This window comes from Streptomyces sp. NPDC006463, from assembly GCF_042870715.1.
In the GTDB taxonomy this organism is placed as follows: domain Bacteria; phylum Actinomycetota; class Actinomycetes; order Streptomycetales; family Streptomycetaceae; genus Streptomyces.
In genome coordinates this window covers 1-25021 of the sequence record NZ_JBIAHP010000047.1, presented here as the reverse complement: position 1 = coordinate 25021, position 25021 = coordinate 1, and the positions used below count along the sequence as shown (strand labels likewise).

General features: G+C 68.7%; 24 protein-coding genes and 4 pseudogenes. 15 read left to right on the top strand and 13 right to left on the bottom strand.

The genetic code is table 11. The features are described from left to right. Positions 1-1808 precede the first annotated feature (1808 nt). Positions 1809-2036 carry a hypothetical protein gene (locus ACFYOB_RS40180; RefSeq protein ID WP_388569653.1) on the bottom strand — a complete coding sequence of 76 codons (228 nt, stop codon included), beginning with the start codon at positions 2034-2036 and terminating at the stop codon, positions 1809-1811. Between the two features lie 21 nt (positions 2037-2057). Between ACFYOB_RS40180 and ACFYOB_RS40175 the strand changes: the two genes are divergently transcribed. The 4 genes from ACFYOB_RS40175 (at position 2058) to ACFYOB_RS40160 (ending at position 4251) form a co-directional block, all read left to right on the top strand. Then, positions 2058-2255: a hypothetical protein gene (locus ACFYOB_RS40175; protein ID WP_388569652.1), complete on the top strand. Its 198-nt coding sequence runs from the start codon at positions 2058-2060 to the stop codon at positions 2253-2255. Between the two features lie 125 nt (positions 2256-2380). Beyond that, on the top strand, positions 2381-2527 hold the full coding sequence (locus ACFYOB_RS40170; RefSeq protein WP_388569649.1) for a hypothetical protein: 147 nt from the start codon (positions 2381-2383) through the stop codon (positions 2525-2527). 675 nt (positions 2528-3202) lie between these two features. After that, on the top strand, positions 3203-3550 hold the full coding sequence (locus tag ACFYOB_RS40165) for a hypothetical protein (RefSeq protein ID WP_388569647.1): 348 nt from the start codon (positions 3203-3205) through the stop codon (positions 3548-3550). Between the two features lie 56 nt (positions 3551-3606). Next, positions 3607-4251 carry a hypothetical protein gene (locus ACFYOB_RS40160; protein ID WP_388569645.1) on the top strand — a complete coding sequence of 215 codons (645 nt, stop codon included), beginning with the start codon at positions 3607-3609 and terminating at the stop codon, positions 4249-4251. A gap of 29 nt (positions 4252-4280) precedes the next feature. Here the strand turns inward: ACFYOB_RS40160 and ACFYOB_RS40155 are convergent, their stop codons facing one another. The 4 genes from ACFYOB_RS40155 to ACFYOB_RS40140 form a co-directional block, all read right to left on the bottom strand. Then, complete coding sequence (locus ACFYOB_RS40155) at positions 4281-4517, bottom strand: hypothetical protein (RefSeq protein ID WP_388569643.1); 237 nt, start codon at positions 4515-4517, stop codon at positions 4281-4283. A 295-nt stretch (positions 4518-4812) separates the two neighbouring features. After that, a complete protein-coding gene (locus ACFYOB_RS40150) occupies positions 4813-5811 on the bottom strand; it encodes a hypothetical protein (protein ID WP_388569641.1) in 999 nt (332 codons plus the stop codon). Next, positions 5808-5975: a hypothetical protein gene (locus tag ACFYOB_RS40145; RefSeq protein WP_388569638.1), complete on the bottom strand. Its 168-nt coding sequence runs from the start codon at positions 5973-5975 to the stop codon at positions 5808-5810. Before ACFYOB_RS40145 ends, ACFYOB_RS40150 begins: the two co-directional genes overlap by 4 nt. Before the next feature lie 163 nt (positions 5976-6138). Then, on the bottom strand, positions 6139-7161 hold the full coding sequence (locus tag ACFYOB_RS40140) for a tyrosine-type recombinase/integrase (RefSeq protein ID WP_388569636.1): 1023 nt from the start codon (positions 7159-7161) through the stop codon (positions 6139-6141). Between the two features lie 447 nt (positions 7162-7608). On the opposite strand from ACFYOB_RS40140, the pseudogene ACFYOB_RS40135 reads away from it, so the two are divergent. Then, positions 7609-10756: pseudogene (locus ACFYOB_RS40135) on the top strand (Tn3 family transposase). Here ACFYOB_RS40135 and ACFYOB_RS40130 read toward each other — a convergent pair. Together ACFYOB_RS40130 and ACFYOB_RS40125 are read right to left on the bottom strand one after the other, a co-directional pair. Beyond that, positions 10731-10916: a hypothetical protein gene (locus ACFYOB_RS40130; protein ID WP_388569634.1), complete on the bottom strand. Its 186-nt coding sequence runs from the start codon at positions 10914-10916 to the stop codon at positions 10731-10733. The pseudogene ACFYOB_RS40135 and the gene ACFYOB_RS40130 overlap by 26 nt on opposite strands. A 242-nt stretch (positions 10917-11158) precedes the next feature. After that, positions 11159-11398: a zinc-binding dehydrogenase gene (locus ACFYOB_RS40125; RefSeq protein ID WP_388569632.1), complete on the bottom strand. Its 240-nt coding sequence runs from the start codon at positions 11396-11398 to the stop codon at positions 11159-11161. 396 nt (positions 11399-11794) lie between these two features. On the opposite strand from ACFYOB_RS40125, the gene ACFYOB_RS40120 reads away from it, so the two are divergent. After that, positions 11795-12322 (top strand): RICIN domain-containing protein, encoded by a 528-nt coding sequence (locus ACFYOB_RS40120; RefSeq protein ID WP_388569630.1) that lies wholly within the window; start codon positions 11795-11797, stop codon positions 12320-12322. Between the two features lie 131 nt (positions 12323-12453). Here the strand turns inward: ACFYOB_RS40120 and ACFYOB_RS40115 are convergent, their stop codons facing one another. The 4 genes and pseudogenes from ACFYOB_RS40115 to ACFYOB_RS40100 all read right to left on the bottom strand — a co-directional run bounded on the left by ACFYOB_RS40115 (position 12454) and on the right by ACFYOB_RS40100 (position 14855). Beyond that, positions 12454-12753, bottom strand: coding sequence for a transposase (locus tag ACFYOB_RS40115; protein WP_388569627.1), 300 nt, complete (start codon positions 12751-12753; stop codon positions 12454-12456). Next, positions 12750-13838 carry an IS110 family transposase gene (locus ACFYOB_RS40110; protein WP_388569624.1) on the bottom strand — a complete coding sequence of 363 codons (1089 nt, stop codon included), beginning with the start codon at positions 13836-13838 and terminating at the stop codon, positions 12750-12752. The genes ACFYOB_RS40115 and ACFYOB_RS40110 overlap by 4 nt, the downstream gene beginning before the upstream one ends. A 225-nt stretch (positions 13839-14063) precedes the next feature. After that, positions 14064-14322, bottom strand: a pseudogene (locus tag ACFYOB_RS40105) (DDE endonuclease); the annotation flags it as partial. Next, positions 14319-14855 carry a winged helix-turn-helix domain-containing protein gene (locus ACFYOB_RS40100; RefSeq protein ID WP_388569657.1) on the bottom strand — a complete coding sequence of 179 codons (537 nt, stop codon included), beginning with the start codon at positions 14853-14855 and terminating at the stop codon, positions 14319-14321. The pseudogene ACFYOB_RS40105 and the gene ACFYOB_RS40100, both read right to left, overlap by 4 nt. A 234-nt stretch (positions 14856-15089) precedes the next feature. On the opposite strand from ACFYOB_RS40100, the gene ACFYOB_RS40095 reads away from it, so the two are divergent. Further along, a complete protein-coding gene (locus tag ACFYOB_RS40095) occupies positions 15090-15515 on the top strand; it encodes a DUF4267 domain-containing protein (RefSeq protein ID WP_388569621.1) in 426 nt (141 codons plus the stop codon). Positions 15516-15717: 202 nt separating this feature from the next. Further along, positions 15718-15963, top strand: a pseudogene (locus ACFYOB_RS40090) (transposase); the annotation flags it as partial. On the opposite strand, the gene ACFYOB_RS40085 reads toward ACFYOB_RS40090, so the two are convergent. Both ACFYOB_RS40085 and ACFYOB_RS40080 read right to left on the bottom strand, forming a co-directional pair. Beyond that, complete coding sequence (locus ACFYOB_RS40085; protein ID WP_388569619.1) at positions 15894-16298, bottom strand: hypothetical protein; 405 nt, start codon at positions 16296-16298, stop codon at positions 15894-15896. The pseudogene ACFYOB_RS40090 and the gene ACFYOB_RS40085 overlap by 70 nt on opposite strands. A 589-nt stretch (positions 16299-16887) precedes the next feature. Then, on the bottom strand, positions 16888-17781 hold the full coding sequence (locus ACFYOB_RS40080; protein WP_388569617.1) for a LysR substrate-binding domain-containing protein: 894 nt from the start codon (positions 17779-17781) through the stop codon (positions 16888-16890). Between the two features lie 143 nt (positions 17782-17924). Between ACFYOB_RS40080 and ACFYOB_RS40075 the strand changes: the two genes are divergently transcribed. From ACFYOB_RS40075 to ACFYOB_RS40045, 7 genes and pseudogenes are all read left to right on the top strand, one after another. After that, entirely contained in the window at positions 17925-18566 is a 642-nt protein-coding gene (locus tag ACFYOB_RS40075; protein ID WP_388569614.1) for a hemerythrin domain-containing protein, read from the top strand. A gap of 81 nt (positions 18567-18647) precedes the next feature. Then, the gene (locus tag ACFYOB_RS40070; protein WP_388569612.1) at positions 18648-19634 is read left to right on the top strand and encodes a GNAT family N-acetyltransferase; all 987 of its coding nucleotides are present in this window, start codon (positions 18648-18650) and stop codon (positions 19632-19634) included. 56 nt (positions 19635-19690) lie between these two features. Then, a complete protein-coding gene (locus tag ACFYOB_RS40065; RefSeq protein ID WP_388569610.1) occupies positions 19691-20356 on the top strand; it encodes a hypothetical protein in 666 nt (221 codons plus the stop codon). 61 nt (positions 20357-20417) lie between these two features. Next, a complete protein-coding gene (locus ACFYOB_RS40060) occupies positions 20418-21635 on the top strand; it encodes a serine hydrolase domain-containing protein (protein WP_388569608.1) in 1218 nt (405 codons plus the stop codon). A 290-nt stretch (positions 21636-21925) separates the two neighbouring features. Beyond that, positions 21926-23116, top strand: a pseudogene (locus tag ACFYOB_RS40055) (glycosyltransferase); the annotation flags it as partial. An 18-nt stretch (positions 23117-23134) separates the two neighbouring features. Then, the gene (locus ACFYOB_RS40050; protein WP_388569655.1) at positions 23135-23872 is read left to right on the top strand and encodes an SAM-dependent methyltransferase; all 738 of its coding nucleotides are present in this window, start codon (positions 23135-23137) and stop codon (positions 23870-23872) included. 101 nt (positions 23873-23973) lie between these two features. Continuing rightward, positions 23974-24858: an alpha/beta hydrolase gene (locus ACFYOB_RS40045; protein ID WP_388569606.1), complete on the top strand. Its 885-nt coding sequence runs from the start codon at positions 23974-23976 to the stop codon at positions 24856-24858. The last annotated feature ends 163 nt before the right edge of the window (positions 24859-25021 follow it).

The following is a 25021-nucleotide window of genomic DNA, read 5'->3' as shown; positions in this document are numbered from 1 at the left end:
CCACCCGACGACCCCCTCATGCCCAGGCCCCACGCCAGCCGACCAGGTGGGGAATTACGTGAACTTACCCCTGGGGAATAACGCGAACGTTCACACCTGGATTTCCGAGTCCCGCATCATCGAGAGCGCCGCGACCAGGATGAATGCGGCATTGCGGAGTGCAAGGTGGAGACGGAACAGGTTGTTGGGGGTAATGCCGGGGTGCCAGGTGTCGGTGGTTCCGTCGGGACGGTGGACCGTGGCCAGGTCAGGGATCAGTCCTTCGCGGGTGATCCGGCCCTCGGCGATTGGCCTGCATGACCTTCTGGCGACGCGGAGGGGAGCCGCACCGGCGAGGGTGTAGCCGTTGTTCCGTCCGGGCAGGCCGACGAGGAGGTCCAGCAGGTGCCAGTGAACGCGAGGGCTTCCGTCGCTGTGGGTCCGGTTGGAGTAGACCGGGATCTTGTTCGCCGGGTCGTCGAGCCATGCGTCGACCTCGGTCTTGCGCCCGCCGATCGAGGGCTGGGCCTTCTTCTGCAGTTCCTCGTAGCGGCGGGTGGCCCGCAGGATGTCCGGTGCGAAGGTGTGGACGTAGGACCAGGCCGCACGGACGAGGGGGAACCAGATTTCCGGCGTGACGGCCTCGGTTGACAGCTCTGTCTTGCTACGTCCAGCAGGCGGCGGACGATCACGCTGGCCTCGCGGCGGGGCCGGTCGGTGATCTCGTGGGCGGCAGGCCCTTCCTCAACGGGTTGCTGAGTCATGGCGCCGTCGCGGAAGGCCCGGTGCCGAACGCGTCCGGCCCGCCTCTTCACCAGGGTCAGCCGGACTCCCTTCGGGAAGAACTCGACGTCCTTGGCACCGAAACCGGTCACCTCCTCGGAGGTGTGACCTGTCGCGTCCATCAGCAGAACGCGGAAGGCGTGCAGGTCAAGGGTGGTCGGATAGAGGTGAGCGAGCAGATGACGTACGAGTTTCCGTTTCGCGGTGTGAAGGGTGATGTGGCCATGGGGCCCCATCACCCGCTTCCGCAGGTCGTCGGGCAAGTCGGACGCCGACGGCAGGTTCAGCCCCATGTCCGTCGGGGTGATCTCTCCGTGGACCCCGCAGGAGATCGGGCACGTGCAGCCAGCTGCCAGTGCCGGGATGCCGGCCCATCTCTGCCAGCCGCCATCCCTCGGCCAGCCGCCTCTCCAACTCGTTGACTGCCGTCCAGCTCGCGCGGACGAGGGTCTGCTTGTCCTTGCGGGAGAACTCGTCGTGCTCGGCCTTCTCGCCCCAGGCGACCAGCAGCGGACCGCGGGCCGCGCGGGCAAGGGCCGGGTCCAGGGGCCTCTCAGGATGGTCGTCCCGCCGGACCAGCAGCGCCCGCAGTGACGTTGCCAGATAGGCCGGCCAAGTCGAGCCGGCCGGATACGTCGCCGCCACCCCCCGCTCCCACTTCGTCAGCAGCCGGACTGTGCGGGGATCGGCCAGACCCACCGACTCCGCGGCCCCGCTGTCCGTCAGCTCGACGTCGACCCAGGGGCACAACCGGGTGATCGACAGGACACCCGCCGCGCCCACCCTTCCGCCACACGAACCAACGATCCGCAGCGCCCGCTGCGGCGGGCACCGGTCTCCGCAGACCGGACCCGCCCGAAACGTCTCGATGTTGCTACCGGCCGCGAGCCCGCGGAGCGCTCACCAGCGGACCGCAACTCAGCCCGAAACGTAGGGAGGCCCGGCCACCGCAGAACGTGGCCGGGCCAGCACCGCCTCGCGCCCCTGGCGACCCCGTTGACGGGCCTCAGGAGCACAGGCAACCGACTGAGTCGGTCAGCTGTTGCTTAGTTACGCGGCGGGGCACCCAGGCGGACGACCTGGGGATCGTGGGTGCTCTTGCGGTTGCCGGTCTGCGGGTCGATGCGGAAGACGTCGCCGGCTCCCCTGATGACGTTGGTGGTGTCGAAGAGGTAGAGCTGGGCTGCTACCGCGTGCACGCTGGGCGGGGTCTGGGGCTTGTCGATCGCGTTGCGGATCGCCAGGCTCACGGTGAGGACCGCATCGTGTGCCATGACGGCCCATCCGCTGGCCAGGTGCCCCTTGCCGAACTGTTGATCGTGATGGACGCGGCCGAACTCGTCGACGAATTCCTGGAAGAGGCCACGGTCGGGGTTGCCGCCGTCGCGGAGCTGATCGCTGTCCGCGAGAGGAACGTAGAGGACGGAAATGGGGGCTTCGGGGTCGTTCAGGGCCGGCAGCTTGCGGTTGGGTGGCCGCGTCAGAGCCGGTGACCACGGTGATCGGGCTCGTGTGGCACGGCCGCTGGCGCAGGTCTTCGAGGAAGTCGGCCAGGTGGTTCGCGCGGCCGGCGTAGAAGACGAGGTCGGGCGTGACCTTGCCGCAGAGGTTGGCCGCCTTGACCGGCATCGGACCGCCCGACCAGACCCCGCCACAGAACCCAGCGGCAGCCGACCTGGCCGAGCTGATCTGGGACATCCGGCACCTGACCGCCGCCCAGGTACAACACATCAGCGACAAGGCCAAGGCCCTGCAGCAGACCTGACCTCACGCGCTACACGAACGACAGGCAACCTTCACTGGAGAACGACAGCTACCTTCACCAAGAAAACGACATCCCCACGAGCCCACCCACCCCAACTACCAGCAAGACGCCTCACACACCCAGTGCAAACGACTGACGCCACCCACTGAAAATCACACGACGCCCATCAAATGGCGCGGCGGCGGCCCCGCCACCTGGCACCAAGACCCCGACGCCGAGTAGCGGGCCGCGCAGCCGTGCGGCAGCAGAGCGGTGGGCAGACCTCGCGACCCCAGGTGCGCTGTGGGGTGACGGGAGCGGTCCCCGGCCGTTGATCCCGGCATGGACGAGATGCCGTCATCATCCGGCCCTTGAGGCCCTGTCCGGTCCGATCGAAGCCGCACCTCCCGTCGACGGCGTCGAGCAGCTCAGCGGCCACACGGCCCGCTCCCCCGGGCCCAGGATCACGCGGATGCCGTCGGAACTCGGGTGAGTTGACGCCTTTGGCGTTATGTTCTTCCTGCATCGGAATTCGGCGGGGGAACGGACACGATGATGAGCGAACAGTTATTACAGCCCGGTACGCGGTCCGTGCGTGGGCTACGGATCCTCGACAGTGCCCCGCTCCGGCTCCTCGCGGCCACGTGCACGGCCGTCGGCGCGTGCACAGGGCTCGTCCTCTTCAGGCTCACCCAGGTGCCGAGCCGCAGCCTCTACGTCATCACCGGCGGCCTCGCGGGCGCTGGGGTCGAGTACCTCGCGATCGCCATGCCGCACCGCGGGCGCAGGCCGTTCCAGCCCCAAGGGCACTCCCGGCCGGGGGAGTTCGAGCAGACTCTTCCCGGCAGCAGCGAGTCCGACGGGGCGGACGATGCTGCCTGTCGGGTGGAGCTGCAGCGAATGCGGCGCGGCGTCCGCGCCGACGCCGTCGGCTTCGACCGCCCGGCCTCATCCAACCGAGGCGTTTACTCCAGCCTCGGTACTGGTGGGCTCGCATATTCAACTGTCGCGTGTTGGCCCGTCCGGCTCTGGAACTGCTACTGACCATGACGTCTGGCAGGGACGGGGCTGATGTCAGAAGGATCCGGTTGGATGAGCCCGTGACTGTCTATGACGTAGCCCGCCAGCTTCCCACCATCTCTGACCTGCGGGACCTGTGCCGCTCGCTTGCGATGCTCGACGCGATCCTGAGCCCGGACTGGGAAAGCCGGTACTACTCCTTCCACGCCGCTTGGGCTGAAGGCGAGGAGATGGCATCGATGCGCAACGGGTCAGGAGACGAGTACTCCATAGTGTTCTCGGCGGCCGGGGTCTATGTCCGCGGCGATGGCGAGCCTTGGCCGGGAGTGATTGACGAAGTCCCTGAGGTCTTTCGGCCCTTCGTGGAGGAGCCGGCGTTCACCGACGAGGACGGCGTGCCCGTCGTAACAGCCTGCTTGTGGCGGGGGAAGACCGACGATCAGTGGCGCCACGGGACGATCGACTTTCCCGCGGGCCGTGCCGATCCTGATGGGACGACTGGACTGTTCAATCTCCTGGTCGACCGTTCTCCGGAAGCGTTCCAGTGCTTCGCCGAGGACTACTACGAGGTCCCCGTGGACCTGGCAGTGGTGAGCAATGTGTATGCCCTGCGACCGCTGGACCAGGAACTCGTTTCGTCGCTGAATGCAGAGGTCACCCTGGCGGACCTGGCCCAGGACATCTCCGAAATCGGCTATCCGCGGCCGGACCGAGAGTCGTTCTGACTGCTGCGCGTCTCGGTGGGATCGCCTGTTCAACTGTGATCGGCCTGCCGGGGAGCCCAGCCGGATGGTGACCTTAGGTGATCACCGGCGGCATAGCGGGTCCAGTTACTACCGGCCTGTGCGGCGAGCTTGGCCGTGGTGACCCGGTGATAGCTCAGAGCCTCCGCTACGACCGGGGCGGGCATCTCAAGCACGTGCTGCCGGATCGCGGCGGTGCGACCGGCGGTGGTGGGAATGCCGATGTCGTTGAGGAGCGCTGCCAGCACGTCGGGGTGGATCGGCTGCCCGGCTCGGCGGCCCGGGAACAGTCACCGGCAGGCGTGGTTGGTTGCGGTGTTCATGTTGTCCCGGCTGTCGATCCAGCGGAACAGGAGTTCCGCGAGCGGTTCGGGAACGGGGACGGCGGCTCGCCGAGCCGGAGGAGGGGCTGTTGGTCGGTGCGGGTGACGTCGTCCAGAGTAAGGCGGACGACGCGGCTGAGCGGCTGGGCGTAAAGCAGGACAATGCTCCCAGCAACCCGGACTCGCAGAGGCAAGCTCGGGTCGGTGAGAAGGCGGCCGATCAGCTCCAGGCGCTTGGCCTGCGGCATCGGTGTGGCCCGGCTGATCTGTACTGGAGGCAGCCGGAAGGGCCGGGTGAGCTTGCTGGCCGAACACCACAGCAGGAAGTTCCGGATGGTGTTGCGGGCGTGCTGGTCTGTTCGGCGTGCCAGGCGTCAATGCCGTTTTGGCCGCATGTGGCGAGGGTGTGGCCCCGGTCGACGAGCCAGTCGAGAAAGGCGGTGGCCTGCTTGACCTGGTCCGCGACGCGTCTGCGGGCGGCTGGTGTGACCGGCTTCTTCTCGGCGCGAGTGCGTAGTCGTGGCAGCACTTCCCAGGTGGCGTACCGGCGGATGATCTGAGCGTGGTCGGGGTCGGGGATGCTGGCGAGGTGCTCGATAAGCCACCGTTCGAACGAGCAGATCCGTTTGTCGATGGCGGGCAGGATGCCGCAGTTCATTAGAAGTTCCCGCAGGTGGGCGGCGGCCCGCCAGGGCTGGAGATGATGGAAGGCCTCGTGGGTCAGCTCGATGTCGCCTTGACCGAGCCGACGGAGGAGGTCAGCGGTGGAGCCGGGCTTCCCCTTGTTCTTGTCCAGCCAGGCGAGACCGGACAGGGGGCAGTCCATGGCCAGGAGCGAGTCGACCAGCGGGAGGAGCTCCGGGCGGAAGCGGCCGGTTCCGTCATCCAGCAGCTCGTCGAGCTGGTCGGCGATGGTGCATCGAGTGCAGAGCCGTGCGCGGTGGAGCTTGTCCTCCATCCCGCAGCGAGAGCATCGGTAGGACATCATGAAGCCCGCGCAGTCGGAGCAGATTCGTGTGCTGTCCCCGGACCGCAGGCCGGGAAGCGCGCCGTCGCCGCAGCCGGGGCAGGTGCCGCGGACAAGGAGGGCCTTGTCGTGGCAGGTGCGGCAGACGTGGCCGTCGGGCCATCGGGCGGCGAACCAGCCGTGCCGCCGACAGCGGGCGCAGGTCCTCTTGTGCCAGCGCTCGCACTCTTCCGGGGTATAGGTGGAGCTCATGCGTCGGGCAGGATCCGGGCCGGCCGGGGTCGCAGTTTCGCGACGGTCGACGGCGGCGCCGGAACGTCACCAGTCGCGGTCTTGCGGACCCCAGCGTTCTCGGCAGTTGTTGCGACCAAGTCGGCCGGTGAGCAGGCGAGGATGTCGCAGAACGCGGCCAGCACCTGGAGAGAGAGCCGTTCGGGGGTGCCGGAGCCAGGCGGTGAATCTGCGAGGCGGACAGTTCGATGCCCCGGTCGCGCAGCATTGGCACCAGCTCGGTGGTGGTGAAGATGCCGTGCACGGCCATCACCTCACGCAGCTTCCATGTGTAGCCGACTTTGCGCTTCACGACTGCCTCCGGTTCTGGCTCTCCAGCGCGGCGGCGACGGTGCCGTCCAGGTGTCGCCGGCAGCGTGCGAGTGCGGAAGTCCGAGCTGACGCAGGTGTAGTGCTCGCGTGGTCGTGGCCGACCTGTTCCTGGACGAACCGCGGGTCCCAGCCGTCTTCGATCAGGTGCGTGACGTAGGACCTGCGGAAGGAGTGGAAGTCCAGTCCTTCGTCCATGCCCAGCGCCTGGCGGTAGGCGATGAAGCGGGAATTGAGCCGCTGGCAGCCGATGCGCAGTCCACGCTCCGCGGGGTTGCCCTCGGCGCCGAACAGCGGCCGGACGTCGGTGAACCACTCGTCCAGGATGTCGGGAGTCCAGTCCCACACGGTCAGCACGGAACGGCGCTTGGGAGGGGAGCCCTTCTTGGCCTTGCCGAAGCGGACCCGACATAGGCCGAACTCGCCGTACTCGGCTCCGTGCGGGTTGCGGCCGAAGTCGGCGGCGTCCAGCATCCGCGTCTCGTTTCGCCTTGTGCCGAAGGCGTACGCGGTCTTGAAGAGGGTCGCGTCCCGGAAGGCCGGCAGCCAGCCCTTGCGGCCGAAAGCCCGGATGCGGGCGACCTCGTCATCACAGTGGGCGAAGAAGGCGTGCAACTCGGCCTTGGTGAAGGCCCTCTTCTTCGCGTCGGCTTCGTTGTCCTGGACGTGAACGGCGGTGTTCCACTCGTGCACGACCTGGACCGGGTGGGAACCGAACCGCTCTTCGCAGGTGCTGGCCCACTCGTAGAGCGGATCGGTGGCGAAGTGGCAGAAGGAGCGGACGGCCTCGGAGTACGAGCGGATTGTCGAGCGCTTCAGATCACGCAGTGACCGCAGGTCACCAAGCCACTCGTCGACCATGGCTGGCGTCCACTGCCAGGGGAAGGCGTTCACGTAGGCGGCGAACGCCTTTACCGTGTTCTCCCGGCCCTCGACCGTTGAGCGGGCGAGGTTCCGTGCGAGCTGCTGATTGGCGAACCAGCCCAGCATCGCGGTGAACACCTGCTCTTCCGGCCGCAGCAGTGCGACCCTGTCCGCAGGTGCAGCGTCGCCGCCCCTGGCACCATCCCTCTGAACCTCACCGGCCACCACTCTCCGTCACTCGCATCTGATGCGAGAAAACCGCATCCAGTGCGAGCCGGGGCCGAAACCGCAGACCATCCACCCCCACGAGTGACAAGGACTCCCCACCACCCCTCGCCAAACGCTACGGTCACAAGGCACTCTGACGCCTGATGTCGCTGATCAGCGGCCTCAGCCTCACGCCACCCGGCCGCGATGCGTATACCGTCGCAAGTTCGCATCCAATGCAATTGGCGGCGCTTGGAACATCGGTACAGCGGTTATCGGTGAGAACGATCATGGCCGTCTAGCACAGTGATCCACTTCGCCGCTGAGGTTCGGTGAAACGCCTCCGACCCTGGTCCGGGGCTGGCTACGGTCCGGCTCGTGCCCGTGGAATTTCTGAGCGATGAGCAGGCTGAGGCGTACGGGACGTTCGCCGAGGATCACGAGGCCCGAGCTGGAGCGGTTCTTCTTCCTGGACGACGTGGACCGGGACCTGATCGCCCTGCGGCGGACGGAGCATCACCGGCTCGGCTTCGCGCTCCAGATGTGCACGGTGCGGTACGTCGGTCTGTTCCTGGAGGACCCGCTCGCGGTGCCGTGGCCGGTGGTCGAGCACCTGGCCGTGCAGCTCGGCATCGAGGACCCCTCGGTGGTCAAGCGGTACACGGAGCGGCGTCAGACGCTGTACGACCACGCGTGGGAGATCCGGGACGCCTACGGCTACCACCCCTACGAGGACGCTGAGTGGGCCGGCGGTTCCGTACGTTCCTGCACGGCGGGCGTGGACGCACGCTGAGGGCCCGAAGGCGCTGTTCGACCACGCGGTGGGCTGGCTGCGCCGTCACCGGGTCCTGCTGCCCGGGGTATCCGTGCTGGCTCGGCAGGTGGCGGAGGCGCGGACGGTCGCGGAGAAGCGCCTGCACGCCACGGTCGCGGGCGCTGCCCGCCGCGCAGACCCGGCGCTGCCCGGGGATCTGGTGGCGACGCTGAAGACGCCGGAGGGCTCGCGGTTCTCGGAGCTGGAGCGGCTGCGCCGGCCGCCGACGCGGACGACGGGCACGGCGTTCGCCCGCGCGCTGGAGCGGGTGGACGAGATCGGCGCGTACCGGCTCGGGCGGCTGAGACTGTCGCAGATCCCGCCGAACCGGATGGCGGCGCTGGCCCGGTACGCGCTGGGGTCGAAGGCGCCGCTGCTGGAGCGGGCGGCGGAACCGAAGCGCACGGCGATGCTCACCGCGGTGATGCGGCACCTGGAGGCGAAGGCAATCGATGAGGCACTGGACCTGTTCCAGGTCCTGATGGCCACCCGGCTGCTGAACACGGCGAAGCGGAAGACGGAGAAGGAGCGGCTGTCGACGCTGCCGCAGCTGGAGAAGGCGTCACGGGTGCTCGCGCGGGCGGCGAAGGTGCTGTTCGAGGAGCTGGAGCTGGTCGAGGAGCAGGAGGCGGACCTGGACGTGGCCGCGCTGTGGGCAGCCGTGGAGGAAGTCGCCCCAGGGCGCCGTGATGACCGCGGCGGCCACGGTGGTCTCGCTGGTGCCCGAGGACGAGAACTCGGCCGAGGTCGCCATGCGGGCCGCTCTCGCGAACCGGTACGCCACAGTGCGCCCGTTCCTCGCGTTGCTGGGTGAGTCGAAGGCGCTGGACGCGGCGAGCGCGGGCAAGCGGGTCCTGGCCGGGGTGCGCGGCCTGCCGGCGTTGGCGCGGCGGAAGGTGGGGGTTAAGCCGCTGCTGCCGCGCGAGGTGGACGACAAGATGGTGCCGCCCGCGTGGCGCAAGGCGGTGTACGCCAACCCCGGTCTGCCGCAGGGCGCGGTGGACCGGGACGCGTACGTGGTGTGGGTTCTGGAGCAGCTGCACCGGGCCTTGAACAACCGCGACGTCTTCGCCTCGCCCTCGCACCGCTGGTCCAACCCGCGGGCCCGCCTGCTGGACGGGCCCGACTGGGACGCGGTCGAGGAGGACGTACTGGCGGCCCTGAGCCTGGACATGCCCGTCACCGAGCACCTGGAGGAGCTGGTGCGGGGCCTGGACGCCGGGTGGAAGCAGCTCGCCGAACGCCTGGAGGAAGCGGGGCCGGCGGCGAAGGTCTCCATCGAGGTGCAGGATGACGGGCGGGTGAAGCTGAACATCGACAAGCTCGGCGCCCTCGGCGAACCGAGGTCCCTGACCTGGCTGCGCCAGCGGGTCGAGAAGATGCTCCCGAAGATCGACCTGCCGGACCTTTTGTTCGAGGTGAACGCCTGGACCGGGTTCCTCGGCGCCTTCGTGCACCTGGGCGACGGCACGACCCGGATGAAGGACCTGTCCACCTCGGTGGTCGCGCTGCTGGTGTCCGAGGCGTGCAACATCGGCCTGGCCCCGGTGGTCAACCCCGGCTACGAGGCGCTGACCCGGGCGCGGCTCGTGCACGTCGACCAGTACTACCTGCGCGCCGACACCATCGCCGCGGCGAACGCCGCGCTGATCGCCGCCCAGGCAGACATCCCGAACGTGCGATACTGGGGCGACGGGCTGCTCGCCTCCGTAGACGGGCTGCGCTTCCAGGTGCCGGTGCGCACCATCAACGCCGCCCATCGCCGAAGTACTTCGGGTTCAAGCGGGCATCACCTGGCTCAACGCCGTCAACGAGCAGGTCGCGGGCATCGGGCAGATGGTCGTCCCCGGCACCCCGCGCGACTCCCTGCACATCCTGGACGCCCTGCTGAACCTCGACGGCGGCGTGAAGCCGGAGATGGTGGCGACCGACAACGCCTCTTACTCCGACATGGTGTTCGGCCTGTTCAAGATCCTCGGCTACAACTTCAGCCCGCGGTTCCGCGACCTGGACGACCAGCGGTTCTGGCGGGCCACGATGCCCGGCGTCCAGACCGGAACGTACGGCGCGGTGGAGGACCTGGCCCGCAACCGCGTGAATCTGAACAAGGTGATCACGCACTGGCCGGACATGCTGAAGGTCGCCGGTTCCCTGGTCACCAACCAGGTCCGCGCCTACGATCTGCTGCGCATGTTCGGACGCGACGGCCGCCCGACCCCGCTCGGGGCGGCGTTCGCCGAGTACGGGCGGATCGCCAAGACCGAGCACCTGCTGCGAGTGGTCGACCCGGTCGACGACACCTACCGCCGTCAGATGAACCGGCAGCTCACCGTGCAGGAATCCCGCCACAAGCTGGCGAGGGACGTGTGCCGCGGCAAGCGCGGCACCATCCACCAGGCGTACCGCGACGGCATGGAGGACCAGCTCGGCGCGCTCGGCCTGGTCCTCAACGCCATCGTGCTCTGGACCACGAAGTACATCGACGCCGCCGTCGCCCAGCTCCGCACCGAGGGCCACGACATCCGCGACGAGGACATCGCCCGCCTCTCCCCGCTCAAGCACCGCAACCTGAACCTGCTCGGCCGCTACAGCTTCACCGCCAGCGTCCCGGCCGCTGGCGCCCTGCGCCCACTGCGCGACCCGGACGCGCCGGAGCTGGACGAGGACGACGAGGGGGCCAGCCGGACTAGTCGTGGCCGACCAGCGCGGTGATGAGCTTGCGGGCCCTCGCCTTGGTCAGCCGCTTCGCGGCCGTCGCGCACCGCTGCCGGGGAGCGCGCGGGGCGATGTCACTGCCCTTGACCACCCTGGCGAACTCGACGTCGAACCGCTCCTTGCCGACCTTCTTGGCGAACGTGGTCAGGTACTTCACCTGCGTGGCGATCGTTGGCTCCGTCTTGTGGTGAACTAGGTGTTCTGTCCCGGGAGGTTGTGGACGGGTGAGCCAGGTCTCGGCTGAGGGATCTTGAAAGGTGTGACCCAGATACGCCAGAAACCCGCCAGAACTTGATCTTGGCCTGCTGAGTGCCTGACGCTGTCGGGGATCTTGGCGATGACGGTCGGCCATGCCCTCGACATCCCAGCCTCCAAGATCCCCGACCTCGTCACCTGCGATCAGCTCTGCGTTTCCTCGCAGCGTCCAAGAGCGGCCGCATCGGGTACGACGAGCAGCTTGCCGGTGGTACGCCGAGCCTCCAGATCGCTGTGGGCCTGGGCGGCCTCGGACAATGGGTAGCGGCCCGTTACGGTGACCTCAAGCGCCTTGGAGCGCACCCACTCAATTGATTCGTCGAGCCGGTCCTGGCCTTCGGTCTCGTCGGTCGAAGTGACGACGGTGCAGTGATTCGCGTGCACCTGTCCATGGAGGCGGCACGCCCATGTTGATCCTGCGCCCTCTCGCCCGCAGCTCGGCATGCACGCGCGGGGCACCAAAGGCACCTACCATCGCCGGCCTGGAGGGCTGAGACGCGACAGTCCCGCCGTTTATCGAGCGGGACTATTGCATGTCCTGAGCGGCGCACAAGCGTTTCTCCATTTCCCCGATGAACTCAGGGAATCGGGCACACTAATTCCATGGTGCTTCGGAATGCATCGGATTCGATCCGGCCATTGTGAATGGTTTGGCGTGAAGGTGCTGACACGAAACTTCGGGCTCTGCCACGGTGATCGACGGCTCGGCCGACCGCAGCGTGGCGGCACGGCCGGGTGGCACAGTCATGTCCCGTCCACATGCCCGTATTGGAGTGCCTGATGAAGATCATGAAGAAGAAGCTGACCGGAGTCATCGCCGCGCTGACCGGTTCCGTGCTCCTCACTCTGGGTTCGCCCGGCATCGCCCACGCCGCCGCTCCGGACGCCAGCTACTACAACAGACTCGTGACCCTGAACACGGGCATGTGCGCCGCCGTCGGCGGCAACTCGACCTCGGTCGGCGCCGGCCTCATCCAGTTCCCCTGCGACGGCAAGTACAACAAGCAATTCCACTCCCAGTGGGCCGGCACGAACGCGTACTTCCTGCGCGTCCGCTCCACGAACCTGTGCATGACCCCGGAGAGCACCGCCGAGCACGCCGTGATCCGCCAGCAATACTGCGCGAACAGCGACCTCCAGGTGTGGGTCACCGAGTACATGGGCAACGACAACTACCGCCTCCGCAACCGCGCCACGGGCTTCTGTATGGGCCCCGGCTGGGGCATGACCTGGAGCGGTCAGCCGCTCGAGCAGGCCACGTGCGGCACGTTCGCGGGCCAGGACTGGCGTTTCGTCATGACGGGCTGACCTCCCGGTTCCCGCCTGCCGCTCACAGCGGTGCTTCGCTGCGGGCCCGCCTCACCGCACAGTGAGGCGGGCCCTGGGTCCTCGGGTGAGCCCGGCGACTTCGCCGGGCCTTCGACGTGCTACTGAGGTTTTCAGGGTGGGGTCGGTGGGTTGATAGCCAGGCTTGTGGCGGTGAGGCAGCCGTCGACAGGGTGAGGCCGGAGGTGGATTCTGCGTAACTCGCGGCGGAGGGTGCGGTCGAGGTCGTCGGGGCTCTCGAAGGCGGTGTTGGCCATGGCTCTGCGCACGAGGGACCAGACGGCCTCGACCGGGTTCAGGTCTGGTGCGTATGGCGGGAGGCGGACAGTGGTGAGCCAGTCGTGCTCGGCCTCGTACCGTTTCAGCCCGGCGGCCAGGTGGGTGTTGAGATTGATGCCCCTATGGTTTGTCAACCTGCCGGTATCGCTGGTCCAGGCAGAGGCGATGCGCAGATGCAGCGGAAGAGCTCGCGGGCTGCGTAGCGTTTGAGACAGCGGATGACCTCGCGTTTGGTCTTGCCCTCGGCTGTGCGTCGCTGCAGGTAGATTCGGGTTCGTTCGTCCCAGCGCAGGCGTGTGAGCACGATGCGGTAGAGGGCCGCATTGGCTTGCCGGTTGCCGCCGCGGTTCAGACGTCGGTGATGGCTCTTTCCCGACGAGTGCTCGACTGGGCTGACGCCACACAAGGCTGCGAAGGAGGCTTCGCTGCCGAGGCGGTCGTGGTTCTCGCCAGCCGCGACCAGGAGTGCTGCGGCACTGTCGGGCCCCACGCCCTGGATCTCCAAAAGGGCGGGATTATGGTCTTGGATGGCGGCAGTGATACGTCGGGTGAGCGCGTTGACCTGGTCGGACAGGTGTTGGATCCGGACTGCGAGCAGGTGCAGAGCCTGATGGACAGCCGTGGCCTCCGGGTCGAGGCGAGCACATGCAGCGAAGAGCGCGGCATTGCTCAATTGCGCCAGGGTTTCCCGCAGTTCCGGGTCGGCGCTCACCAAAATCGCCTTGAGCTGATTGATCGCCTGAGTGCGGGCCCGGACGGCAGAGTCTTTGACTGTCTTCGATACCCGAAGGTCCTCCATCGTCCCACCGGTGTGCTTCGGACTGGCGGTGGCCCGCCCTCCCAGCACGGCGCGAGCGGCAGCTTCTGCGTCAACCGCGTCGGTTTTCCCTGACCGGCGGCGCGCGGCGCGGTCTGGGCGGTTGACCTCGATCACCAGTAGATTCTCGGCGGTCAGGTAGCGGCACAGCACCGCACCGTAGGGACCGGTGCCTTCTACGCCTGCCCGACGAAGAACGCCGAAGGAACGAGCCCATTTCAGCAGCTCGCGGTGGCCGGCTGCGGTGGCCTGGAAGGGGCACGATCCCAACAATGCGCCCAGCGGGTTGACCACCACTGCGACGTGCATGTCCTTGTGTGTATCGACACCCAGGACCACCTCGTGCTCCTCGGCGGAGACCATCTCGGCGTGTTCTTTTGGCAACATGCTCGGGGCTGTCATGTCTCTCCTGGTACAGGCCGACGACGAAAGGCCTGCACCGGGTCGAACGAGTGGTCAAGACTGTGACGGTGCTGGCCGCGAAGCCCCTATCGGGACACACCCGCCGGCCCGGTGCCGGCAAAACCCGTTCGGGACCGCGGTCGACAGATCAATACTCCGGACACGATGGTCAGTCCCAGACACGAGTCAGACCGCGGCCCCGAACGGGATGACCCCATCCTCACAGTCCCAGACCACCACGATCGGGCTGTTGAGCTGGATGTGTGCGCTCACCAGTAGGTCGCGGTAGTCCTTCCAGGAGAAGCTCTTGCGTGCCCCCTTGAGCAGGAGATGGGTGCGGGGCCGGTGGATGAGACGGCTGTGTTCACCGGGTTGTAGCAGCACAATTGCGGCGACCGAGGTCCGGCGGCGGGAACCTGCCACGGACGCGGATGACGGGTGTCTGTCCGCGTCGGCCCCAGGTGCGGGCACGGGGCGGAGTCATCGAGAAGCCGGCTTCGTCCTCGAAGACGATCCAGGCACCGGACGCCGCCGCGAGGCTTTTACCCGCGGCCACACCTCCTTCTTCCACAGCTCCACCGCGCGCTCGCCACGCTCGAGGGCTCTGCGGGCAGGAGCTTGCCAGGACCAGCCGTGCCGTTTCATCAGCCGCCAGACCGTCGCCACTGACAGGCTCACCCGAAGATGCCGGCGGATCAGGGTCTGGACCCGGGCCAGGGTCCAGCGTTCGTCTTCGAAGCCGTGCGCCGACGGGCCCTTGCCGAGTTCCTCCTCGAGCACGGCGAACTGTTCATCGGTGACGGTCGGAGAGTTCGCCGGACCCGCCGAGCGCAAGCCATCCATGCCGCCCTCGCGCCAGGCACGACGCCAGCGTTCCACCGACCGTACACTCACCCGCAGCTCTTTCGCGATGACCGCGGTCTTCTGACCCGCCGCGAACTGTTCGCCGGCCTGAAGCCGGAGCTCCTCACGAAACGCCCGACGCTCAGCGGTCAGGCCCCCGCCCGCCCTCTGGATACCTCACCTCACCGGCATACCGCAGGGTCATGAACCGTCACTACCCGACGACAACGCGAAATCCTCAGTAATCCCGACATTCGGGAATGCAGCTGCCGCTCAGATCCCACAACTGCGATCCCGGCAAGCTGCGCCCCTCGATCGGCCGCGTCCACGCGGCCTGATCAGGCTCCGCACGACTCGGCAAGCTCCACGAAGCTCACCAGCTGACGAAGACTCGCATGGAGAAGAACAATGTCGCTGAAGAAGATCAACACCGTCCTGGCCGCCGCCTTCATCCTCTTCATCCTCTGGTTCGGGACGGAGTACATCCTGAGCCCGGAGACGACGGCGCCGGGCTACGGCCTGCCGAGCTGGCCGTCCGGCGACGGCGACGGCTTCCTGATCATCAAGGGAATCCGCGACGTCGTCTTGGCCCTGGTTCTGGGCATCCTGCTGGTGACGGGTCACCGCCGGGCGCTGGGCTGGGTGCTGTTGATGGAAGCACTCGCCGCGTACGGCGACATGACCAACGTGCTGGCCCACCACGGCGCCGTGGCCACCGCGCTCGGCGTACACTGCCTGACCGCGACACTGATGGTGGTCAACGGCCTGCTGATCATGTGCGAGACCCGCAACGTCGCAGCCGCTCCGGAAACGCCCGCCCCGCAGCCCGCCTAGCTCGGATCGGGCCGTGCTCAATCCGCGGGATTCACCCCGTTCCAGGCCATGGCCCGGTCGACCGTCGTGCGTGACGCGCGCGCAACTGACTGACGCGGAGTGCGAGTTCATCGAGCCGCACCTGCCGATCGGCGAGTACGGCCCGTACCCCAAGACCCTGCGGCAGCAGTTCGAGGGCGTGATCTGACGGTTCCGGACCGGCGGGCAGTGGCGGGAGATGCCGAGCGAGTTCGGTGCCTGGTCAACCGTCTCCAACCGCTTCCGCCAGTGGCGTGACGCCGGAGTGTTCGAAGCCCTGCTGGAGGACCTGATCGCGGAGGCGGCGAAGCGGGGGCACTTGCCGTTGCTCGAAGGCCCCGCGGTGCGTCGGCGGCCGGCCTACGTCGTAAGGGGGTACAGGCCTGAGCAGTCGTACCCACCGCTCGGGTCCGGGGCGTACAGCGCGTAGACCGTCATGAGCAGCGCCACCAACGGCACCGGTGTGATGAGCACGGACATGGTCGCGAAGCGTCCCTGCCACGTCGACCACGCCGGCGGTCCGTACCGGCGCGCGGCGCGGCGCAGGGCGGCGTACGCCAGCAGGGAGCCAAGGGCGCACGCAAGGCCGGCCCCCGAGGTGACGTACATCCGCATGGAGGGGCCCAGGTAGTGGCAGTTCTGGAACGTGTCGGAGTCGAAGGCAGATCTCGCGACCAGCAGGCATGCCGAGGCGATCGACAACAGCGGTGCGAGCAGCGCGCGTCGGCGCCAGGCAGGGGGGACGGCGGGGGCGCTTGTGGTCATCAGTACCAGTCTGGGTCGGGGTCAACGAAGGCACGTTCCGGGCGCTTTCGCGTTTCTCGGAGTCGATGCGCCGTTCCAGGCATTCACCGCGGTGACGATCGCTGCGTGCTGGATGGGATACAGCCGGTCAGGGTAGCTTCCTCAGCTCCAAGACGGGGCGAAGTCCTGTTGGCCCGGGTTGACCGGGGCAGGACGGGCAGCAAGCCCTGGGGCACCGAGCACGGCTCCGGATTGGGCACTCAACGCCGGCTTGTCGGGCGCGCGTTCGCTCACCTGCACTGGTTCCGCCGCCTGCGGATCCGCTGGGAAGTCCGCGACGACATCCACGAAACGTTCCTCACCCTGGGATGCGCGCTGATCTGCTGGCTACGCTTGACCTCACCCCGATGAAGGTGCGTCAACGCGTGCAGGGGAGGGCAGGACCATGTAGTCCACATCGCCCTGACACGGCCGCGCGACGGCGTCGATGAGCTGCACTTCCCGGATCTGGGCACCGCAGTCCGGCTCGCCCTCGGTAAAGAGATCACGAGCCTGGTGACCGAGCCGCGAGGCTGCGGCGCCTACGACGTGGTGGGGTCGGCAGGCTGCGTCAGAAGCGGAATACACCCAGGTCGCGCACGGTGTCGGCCAGGGCGCGGATGAGGTCGTTTTCGGCTTCGGTCCGCCAGACCAGAGCGAAGGTCAGGGTGGCCATCTCGGGGATGGGGAGGAATCGGATGTTCGACATGCCCCAGTATCTGGTGACATGGCCGGGGAAGGTGTGGATGATGTCGCCCATGCCGATGTGGCTGATCAGCTGATCGGCGTTGTCCGAGGCCGCGTCCGTGAGGCGCTCGATCGCACGGCCGCGTGGGGTGGAGAAGGGCAGGTAACTGTCCTCCCAGTAGTCCGGCAGGCCGAGGGCAGTGGCGTGTGGGAACTCGGCGAGCAGCTCCACCGGGACGGAGTCCCGTGCCGCGAACCGGTGGTCGGCGGCCACGGCAAGGACTCGCGGGTCGGTGCACAAGGTCGGCCCGACGGTGAAGTCCGGTTCCTCCACCGGCAGCCAGACGATCATGACATCCATGGCGCCGCTGCGGAGCTGGCCGAACGGATCGGTGAAGGTTGCCTGGCGGATCTGGAGGCCGCATTGCGGGTGGCGCGCGCGGAACGCCTTCCAGTAGGGGTGCAGATCGACGACGTTGAAGGGCATCAGGCTGACGCGGAGCTGTGCGGTGATGCCGCGGGCCGCCAGCTGGGCTCGCTCCAGGGATTCGTGCAGGCCCGCGTAGACCGGTTGCAGGTCGTCGCGGAACTGCCGGCCGACCTCCGTCAGGCGAACCGTGCGGCTGGTACGGGCGAACAGCTCGGCCCCGATGCGCCGCTCCTGCTTCTTGATGGCCTGGCTGACGCGTGCCTGGGAGACGTGCAGCCGCTGTGCGGCCCGGCCGAAGTGCAGCTCCTCCGCCAGTACGAGGAAGATCTCGATGTCCCGCAGCTCCACCGGCCCCCGCCCCCCTGTCGATAACCCAGCGGTTATCGAACCGCGTGGAATTGTGGCTTGATCATATGCGCGGATCGCAAGATCGTTTGAGTCATGCATGCACGCATGAAGAACCGTGAAGAACGCCGCGTTCGTCCGGCCCGATGAGCGACGCCATCGACCTGACCGTGATGTACGCGATGCATGGTGCCCTGCGCCGGGAACTGGCCCAGCTCGACCGGGTCACCACCGCCGCGGACCGTGACCCCGTGCGCGTACTGGCCACCGCTGCCGGATGGACACTGTTCAAGCAGGCCCTCCGCGCGCACCACGCTGCCGAGGACGGCGCGCTGTGGCCGTCACTGCGGCAGAATCTGGCCGGCAGCCCGAAGGACCTGGCGCTGCTGGAGGTGATGGAGGCCGAGCACGCCGCCATTGCTCCGGTGATCCAGGCCATCGACGAGCTGCTGACCGAGCCCGGAGCCGACCCGCTGCGGCTGGGCCAGCTCACCGACGCGCTGACCCGCGGCCTGGCCGGACACCTCAAGCACGAGGAGGACACGGCCTTCCCGCTGATGCGGCGGACGCTGACCGCCGAGCAGTGGGCCCATTTCAGCCAGGTCCACGCCCAGCACATCGGCAAGGACGCACCACTTCTGCTGCCGTGGCTCCTGGACGGCGCCGACAAGCCGACCATGACGAGGCTCCTCGCCCAGCTGCCCGCGCACGAGTACGCCGCCTGCACCGCCCGATGGATCCCGGCCTACACCGCTCTCGACCGCTGGAGTCCAGGCACCGCGGCCTGACACGCCTTCACCACCCGCCGCCCTCTCGGTCCATCGCCCGGCCGAATTCGCCCCTCGACCTCTACCCCGAAGGCCATCACAGTGTCCCCCTCTGCACACGTCACTCCGCTCCAACGCGTCTCGGATACCGAAGCCGCCGCGTGGCACCAGGTCGTCGCCGCCTCGACGGCCCACGACCTGCCGGGTGTACCGGCCCCCCACCCCGGACATATCCACGCCCAGCTCACCCAGCCTGCCCTCGGCAGCCGTCGGCTGGCCTGGCTCGCCACCGCGGCGGACGGCGCCCCCGTCGGTGTTGCCGGCCTGCGGCTGTTCACCTCAACGGGCCAGCGGCACCTGGCCGAACTGGAACTCCACGTCGATCCCGGACACCGGCGCCTGGGAACCGGCACCCTCCTCCTGTCGGCGGTCGTGGCGGCCTGCCGCGCCGAGGGCCGGCGCAGCCTCGTCGCGACAGCCGCGGCCGACAGCCCGGGCGAGGCGTTCAGCGAGCGCCACGGCTTCCGCCGGGTGCTGGCATTGGACCACCTGCTGCTCGATGTCGCGCGGGCCGACGATGCTGCGGCCGACGCCGAGCATCCCGGCTACGAACTGGCCTGCTGGACCGGCACGGTTCCCGACGACCTGGCCGAGGCGTTCGCCGCTGCCAAGAACGCGATGAACGACATGCCCATGGGCGACATGGACTACGGCAGCCAGACCTGGACCGCCGACCGGGTCCGGGCCATGGCCGAAGTGCTGGCCGATCGCGGTGACGTACTGCTGACGACCGCTGCGCTCTGCAAGGGGGAGATGGCCGGATACACCGAGATCGTCATCCGTGCCGGGGAGACCCGCCGGGCACTGCAGTACGACACCGTCGTGGTGCCCGCACACCGCGGCCACGGGCTCGGGCTGTGGGTCAAGGCAGAGATGGTGCGCAGGCTCCGCGCCGAGCAGCCCGGAATCGTGGAGATCGAGACCGACAACGCACAGGACAACACACACATGCTCGCCGTGAACCGGCAGCTGGGCTTCCGCTTCCACCGCAGCACCCACGAACACCAACTCGACCTGCCCACCACCTGACCACTCCACCACCTGACCACTCCACGGCCTGACCACTCCACCAAGGAGAACACCCCATGCAGAAGTTCGAGACCCCCGACGCGATCGCCGCCATTGTGGAGATACCCGCCGGACGCATCAGCCTCCTTGCCGCCGACCGCGCCGAGACCACCGTCGAGGTGCGTCCCGCGGACGCCAGCAAGGGCCGTGATGTGAAGGCCGCGGAGCAGACCACGGTCGAATTCGGCGACGGCGTGCTGCGCGTCATCGCGCCGGAGGCGAGGAACCAGGTGCTGAGCAACCCCGGATCCGTCGAGGTGACGGTTCAGCTCCCCACCGGCTCCCGCGTCGAGGCCGCCTCCGCCGCCGCAGAGGTGCGCACCGAAGGCCGGCTCGGCGTCGTCGCCGTCCATGGCGCCCACCGCCGCATCGAGATCGCCGACGTGGAAGGCCTGCGCCTCACCTCTGTCGACGGCGATGTCCACGTCGGCCGGCTGGGCGGCCCCGCGGAGATCTCCACCGCGCGGGGCGGCATCACCATCGGCGAGGCGATGCGCGGCACGGTGGTGCTCCGCACCCAGCACGGCGACATCTCGATCGCCGCCGCCCCCGGCGTCTCCGCCACGCTGGACGCCGACCCCCGCCACGGCCGCGTCAGCAACGCCCTGAAGAACAACGGCTCCCCCGTGCTGGAGATCAGCGCCACCAGCGGCAACGGCGACATCTCCGCCCGCAGCCTCTGACCCCCCTCATCCGTCACCTCCTCCTTCCCGACACTTCCATCCGACCAGGGAGCACCCCACCATGTCCCAGTTCACCGCTTCCGGACAGCGCAAGATCCGCGACGTGCTGGCCCGCCACGTCGACTCCGGCAAGATCCCCGGCGTCGTCGCCCTGTACAGCAAGGACGACGAGACGCACGTCGAGACGCTCGGCGCGATGGAGCACGACGGCGGCGCGCCGATGCGCCGGGACACCATCTTCCGGATGGCGTCCACCTCCAAGCCGGTCTCGATTGCGGCGGCGATGGTGCTGCTCGACGAGTGCCGGCTGCGGCTGGACGACCCGGTGGACCGATGGCTGCCGGAGCTGGCCGACCGTCGGGTGCTGAAGGCGTTCGACGGCCCGATCGACGAGACGGTCCCGGCGCGCCGTCCAGTCACCGTCCGGGACGTGCTGACGTCCACCTTCGGCCTCGGTATGGACATGACCTCGATCGGTACGCCGATCATGAACGAGGTCTTCGCACAGGGGCTGACGCCCAACCTGCCCACGCCGATGCCCGAGCAGGACGAGTGGCTGCGCCGCCTGGGCGCGCTGCCGCTGATGCACCAGCCCGGCGACCACTGGCAGTACCAGCTCGCCAGCGACCTGGCCGGCGTACTGGTCTCCCGGGTGACCGGCAAGACCTTCGAGGAGGCGCTGCGCGAACACGTCTTCGGCCCGCTGGGGATGGAGGACACCGGCTTCCACGTCCCGGACGACAAGATCGACCGGCTGCCGGTCCTCTACGCGCCCGACCCTGAGTCCGGCGAGTTCCACGTATGGGACGAGTCCAAGGGCGGCCGGTGGAACATCCCTCCGGCGTTCCATGGCGGTGGCGGTGGTCTGGTCTCCACCGCGGACGACTACCACGCCTACTTCAAGATGCTGCTGAACGGCGGCAAGCACGGCGGCGAGCGCGTTCTGTCCAGGCAGGCGGTGCAGCTGATGACCACCAACCGCCTCACCCCCGCGCAGAACGCCGCCCGCACCGAGCTGGCCACCAACAACGTCCACATCTCCTTCGGCCAGGGCCAGCACGGCGGTTGGGGCTTCGGGATGGCGGTGCGGACCTACCGCGGCGACTACGCTCCCGTCGGCCAGTTCGGCTGGGACGGCGGCGCCGGCACCTCCACCTACGCCGACCCCGTGAACAACGTCGTCGGCATCCTCCTCACCCAGGTCGGCACATCGGTCCCCGACTCGGTCCACCTGATGCACGACTTCTGGACCACTCTGTACCAGGCGATCGAGGACTGATCGCCGGCACGTCCGTTCCCTCAGCACATGCGGATGGGGCAGTGGTCGGACTGCACCCATGCCGCGCCCGGAGCGGGCCGGGGCCCACGTCGCGATGGACTGCTACGCCCTCGTCTCCGTACCCGGATCCGAAGGCACCCGCGAACTCCCCTGGGCCCGCTGATCCCGCTGATCAGCACCTCCCGACACGAACCCGCCCCAACGGGCGCGAGGCAGGCAAGCCGGAAGACCCGGATGCTGCCGCACCGACGCCGGCCGATGCCGGCACCTATAGAAATGAGAATCACGACATGCGTGTGCTGTTGATGGCTTACGGATCGCGCGGCGACATAGCGCCGCTGGCGGGACTGGCGGCGCAGTTGCGGAAGCTCGGCGCGGAGGTACGCGTGTGCGCACCGCCGGACGAGGAGTTCGCCGAACTTCTGGCCGGTGTCGGTGCGGAGCTGGTGCCCTTCGGGCGGGACGTGCGCGCGCTGCGGACGGGAGCGCCGCCGTCGGACGCGGCCGCGTTCGCGGCCGAGCTGGTCGCCGCGCACTTCGACACGGTCGGCAAGGCGGCCGAGGACTGTGACGTGCTGGTGGCGAGCGGTCTGATGCCGGCCGGCGCCCGCTCGGTGGCCGAGAAGCTGGGCATCCGCTACGTGTACGCGGGTTTCCACCCGTTCGAGATGCCTTCCCCGCACTACCCGCCGCCGCCGCGGCCCGGACCGCCGGCTCCGGCCGACATGACCGACCGCCGGGCCCTGTGGGACCTGGACACCCAGAAGGTCAACGCCCTCTACCTCCAGCCCCTCAACGCCCACCGTGCGGCGATCGGCCTCGCCCCCGTGGACGACGTCCGCGCGCACGTCTTCACCGAACGGCCGTGGCTGGCGGTGGACCCGTTCCTGGGCCCGTGGCAGGAACTGCCGGACCTCGACGTCGTGCAGACCGGTGCGTGGATTCTGCCCGACGAACGACCCCTGCCCGCCGGCCTGGAGGCGTTCCTGGACGCCGGCACCCCGCCGGTGTACGTCGGCTTCGGCAGCATGCCCATGGCCGCAGCCACCGACATCGCCCGGGCAACCGTCGAGGCGGCCCGCGCACAGGGCCGCCGCGTGCTCGTCTCCCGCGGCTGGGCAGACCTGGGTCTGGTCGACGATGCGGGCGACTGCTTCGCCGTCGGCGACGTCAACCACCAGGCGCTGTTCCGGCGGGTCGCCGCCGTCGTACACCACGGCGGCGCAGGCACCACGACCACCGCGGCCCTGGCCGGTGCACCCCAGGTGGTGGTCCCCCAGTTCGTGGACCAGCCGCACTGGGCCGCCCGCGTGGCGGAACTCGGCATCGGAGCGGCCCACGACGGCCCGACCCCGACCTTCGAGTCCCTGTCGGCCGCCCTCAGGACGGCGCTGACCCCCGAAACGGCAGCACGGGCGAAGGCCCTCGCCGGTACGATCCGCACCGACGGGACGACGGTGGCCGCGAAGCTGCTCCTCGACACGGAGCACGCCGCGCCGATGAGCCGCGAACAGATTTCCAAGATCGCCCATGCCGACCACCTGATCAAGTCCCCGCTCGACGACGACTCGGTCAGCCGGCTGCTCGAACGCGGCCTGCCGCGTGGCGACGAGCGAGTCCTCGACCTCGGATGCGGCACGGCGGAATGGCTGCTGCGCGCCCTGGCCACGCGCCCGCACCTGCACGCCGAAGGCGTCGACGTCTCCGAAGTCGCCCTGACGCAGGCCCGCCAGGGAGCGAGCAGACTCGGAGTCGACGAGCGCCTGGTCCTCCACCAGCAGGAGGCCGCGGACTTCGTCTCTCGACAGCCGTTCGACCTGGTGATCAGCGTCGGCGCCACTCATGCCTTCGGCGGTCTCCTGCCCACGCTCGCGGCAGCCCGCGAGCACCTGGCTCCCGGCGGCCGCGTCCTGATCGGCGAGTCGTTCTGGGACCGCGACCCGTCACCGGCGGCCGTCGAGATGTTCGGTGACCTCGACGACCTGGCGACGACGGTGGACCGCCTCGTCGCCGACGGCTGGACCCCGGTCCACGGCCACGTCAGCACCCGGGCTGAGCTGGACGCCTACGAGTGGGCCTGCTGGGGCTCGCTGGCCGCATGGGCTCTGGACCACCCCGCGGATCCGGCCGCCGCGCAGGTGCTGGAAACGGCCAACGCCCAGCGTTCGCAGTGGCTGCACGGGTACCGGGACAGCTTCGGCTTCGTCTGCATGGTGCTGCGTCGGACCTCGGAGTGATCGCGTAGGCCGCCGGCAAGCCCACGCACCCAAGACGTCCCCCGCACCCGGGGCCCCTCCATGGCCGCCGCCCCCGTGGCGGCCGGAAAGTGAAGAAACAGATGCAACCGACGTTCGTACTCGTGCACGGAGCATTCGCGAACTCCTTCTCCTTCGCGCCCCTTCAGGCCGAACTCGGCCTTCTAGGGCACCGCTCTGTCGCCGTCGACCTGCCCGGCCACGGGTTCCAGGCGACCTTCACCCACGCCTATCAGGCACCGCAGGACCCCGCCGGTCTCGCGAGCGCGCCCGGCTCGATCAAGGGCGTCACGCTCGCCGACAACGTCGCGCACCTGATCGGCATCCTCGAACGGGCCAAGCGGAACGGCCCCGTGATCCTCGTCGCCCACAGCCGCGGCGGTGCCACGGTCACGGCCGCGGCCAACGCGCGCCGGGACCTGATCGACCGCCTCGTCTACGTCTCGGCCTGGGCCCCGGTCGACCTCGACGTCCACGACTACTACGCCGAGCCGGAGATGGCCGGGGTCGACCCCGCTGCCTTCGCCGCGGCGCTGGCCGGGAACCCCGCCGACCTCGGCCTGCTCCGCGTCAACTTCCGCACCGCGAACCCGGACTCGCTCGCGGCGTTCAAGGCGGCCTTCTTCGCCGACGGCACCGACGAGCAGTTCCTCACCTTCCTCAACACCTTCCAGCCCGACGAGAACCTGGACGCCGGCGGCTCCGCCGACCGGGCGCAGGCCGCGACCTGGGGCCGCATCCCCAAGACCTACATCCGCCTGGCCGACGACGCGAGCCTGCCCCTCGCCATGCAGGACCGCCTGATCCGCGAGGGCAACGAGTTGACGCCGGACAACGCGTACGACGTCCGCACGCTGGAGGGCAGCCACCTGAAGTGGCTGGTCGACCCCGCGCCGGCCGCCCGCATTCTGGGCGAACTTGCCACGCTTCCCGTCCCGTCCGCCGAGGGCGCGATCGGAACGGGGTGAACGGTTCGGCGGTGGTGGGACAAGGAACGAGAGCGTCCCTGTGGGTGCACCCTCCACCGCCCCGCCACTGAGCGTTTTCAGCGATGAGTCTCCAGGGTGAGGATGGCTCTGGCGATTGACGTGAGTCCGGTGGGGCTGCAGCGGGCTTTGCGGAGGATGCGCC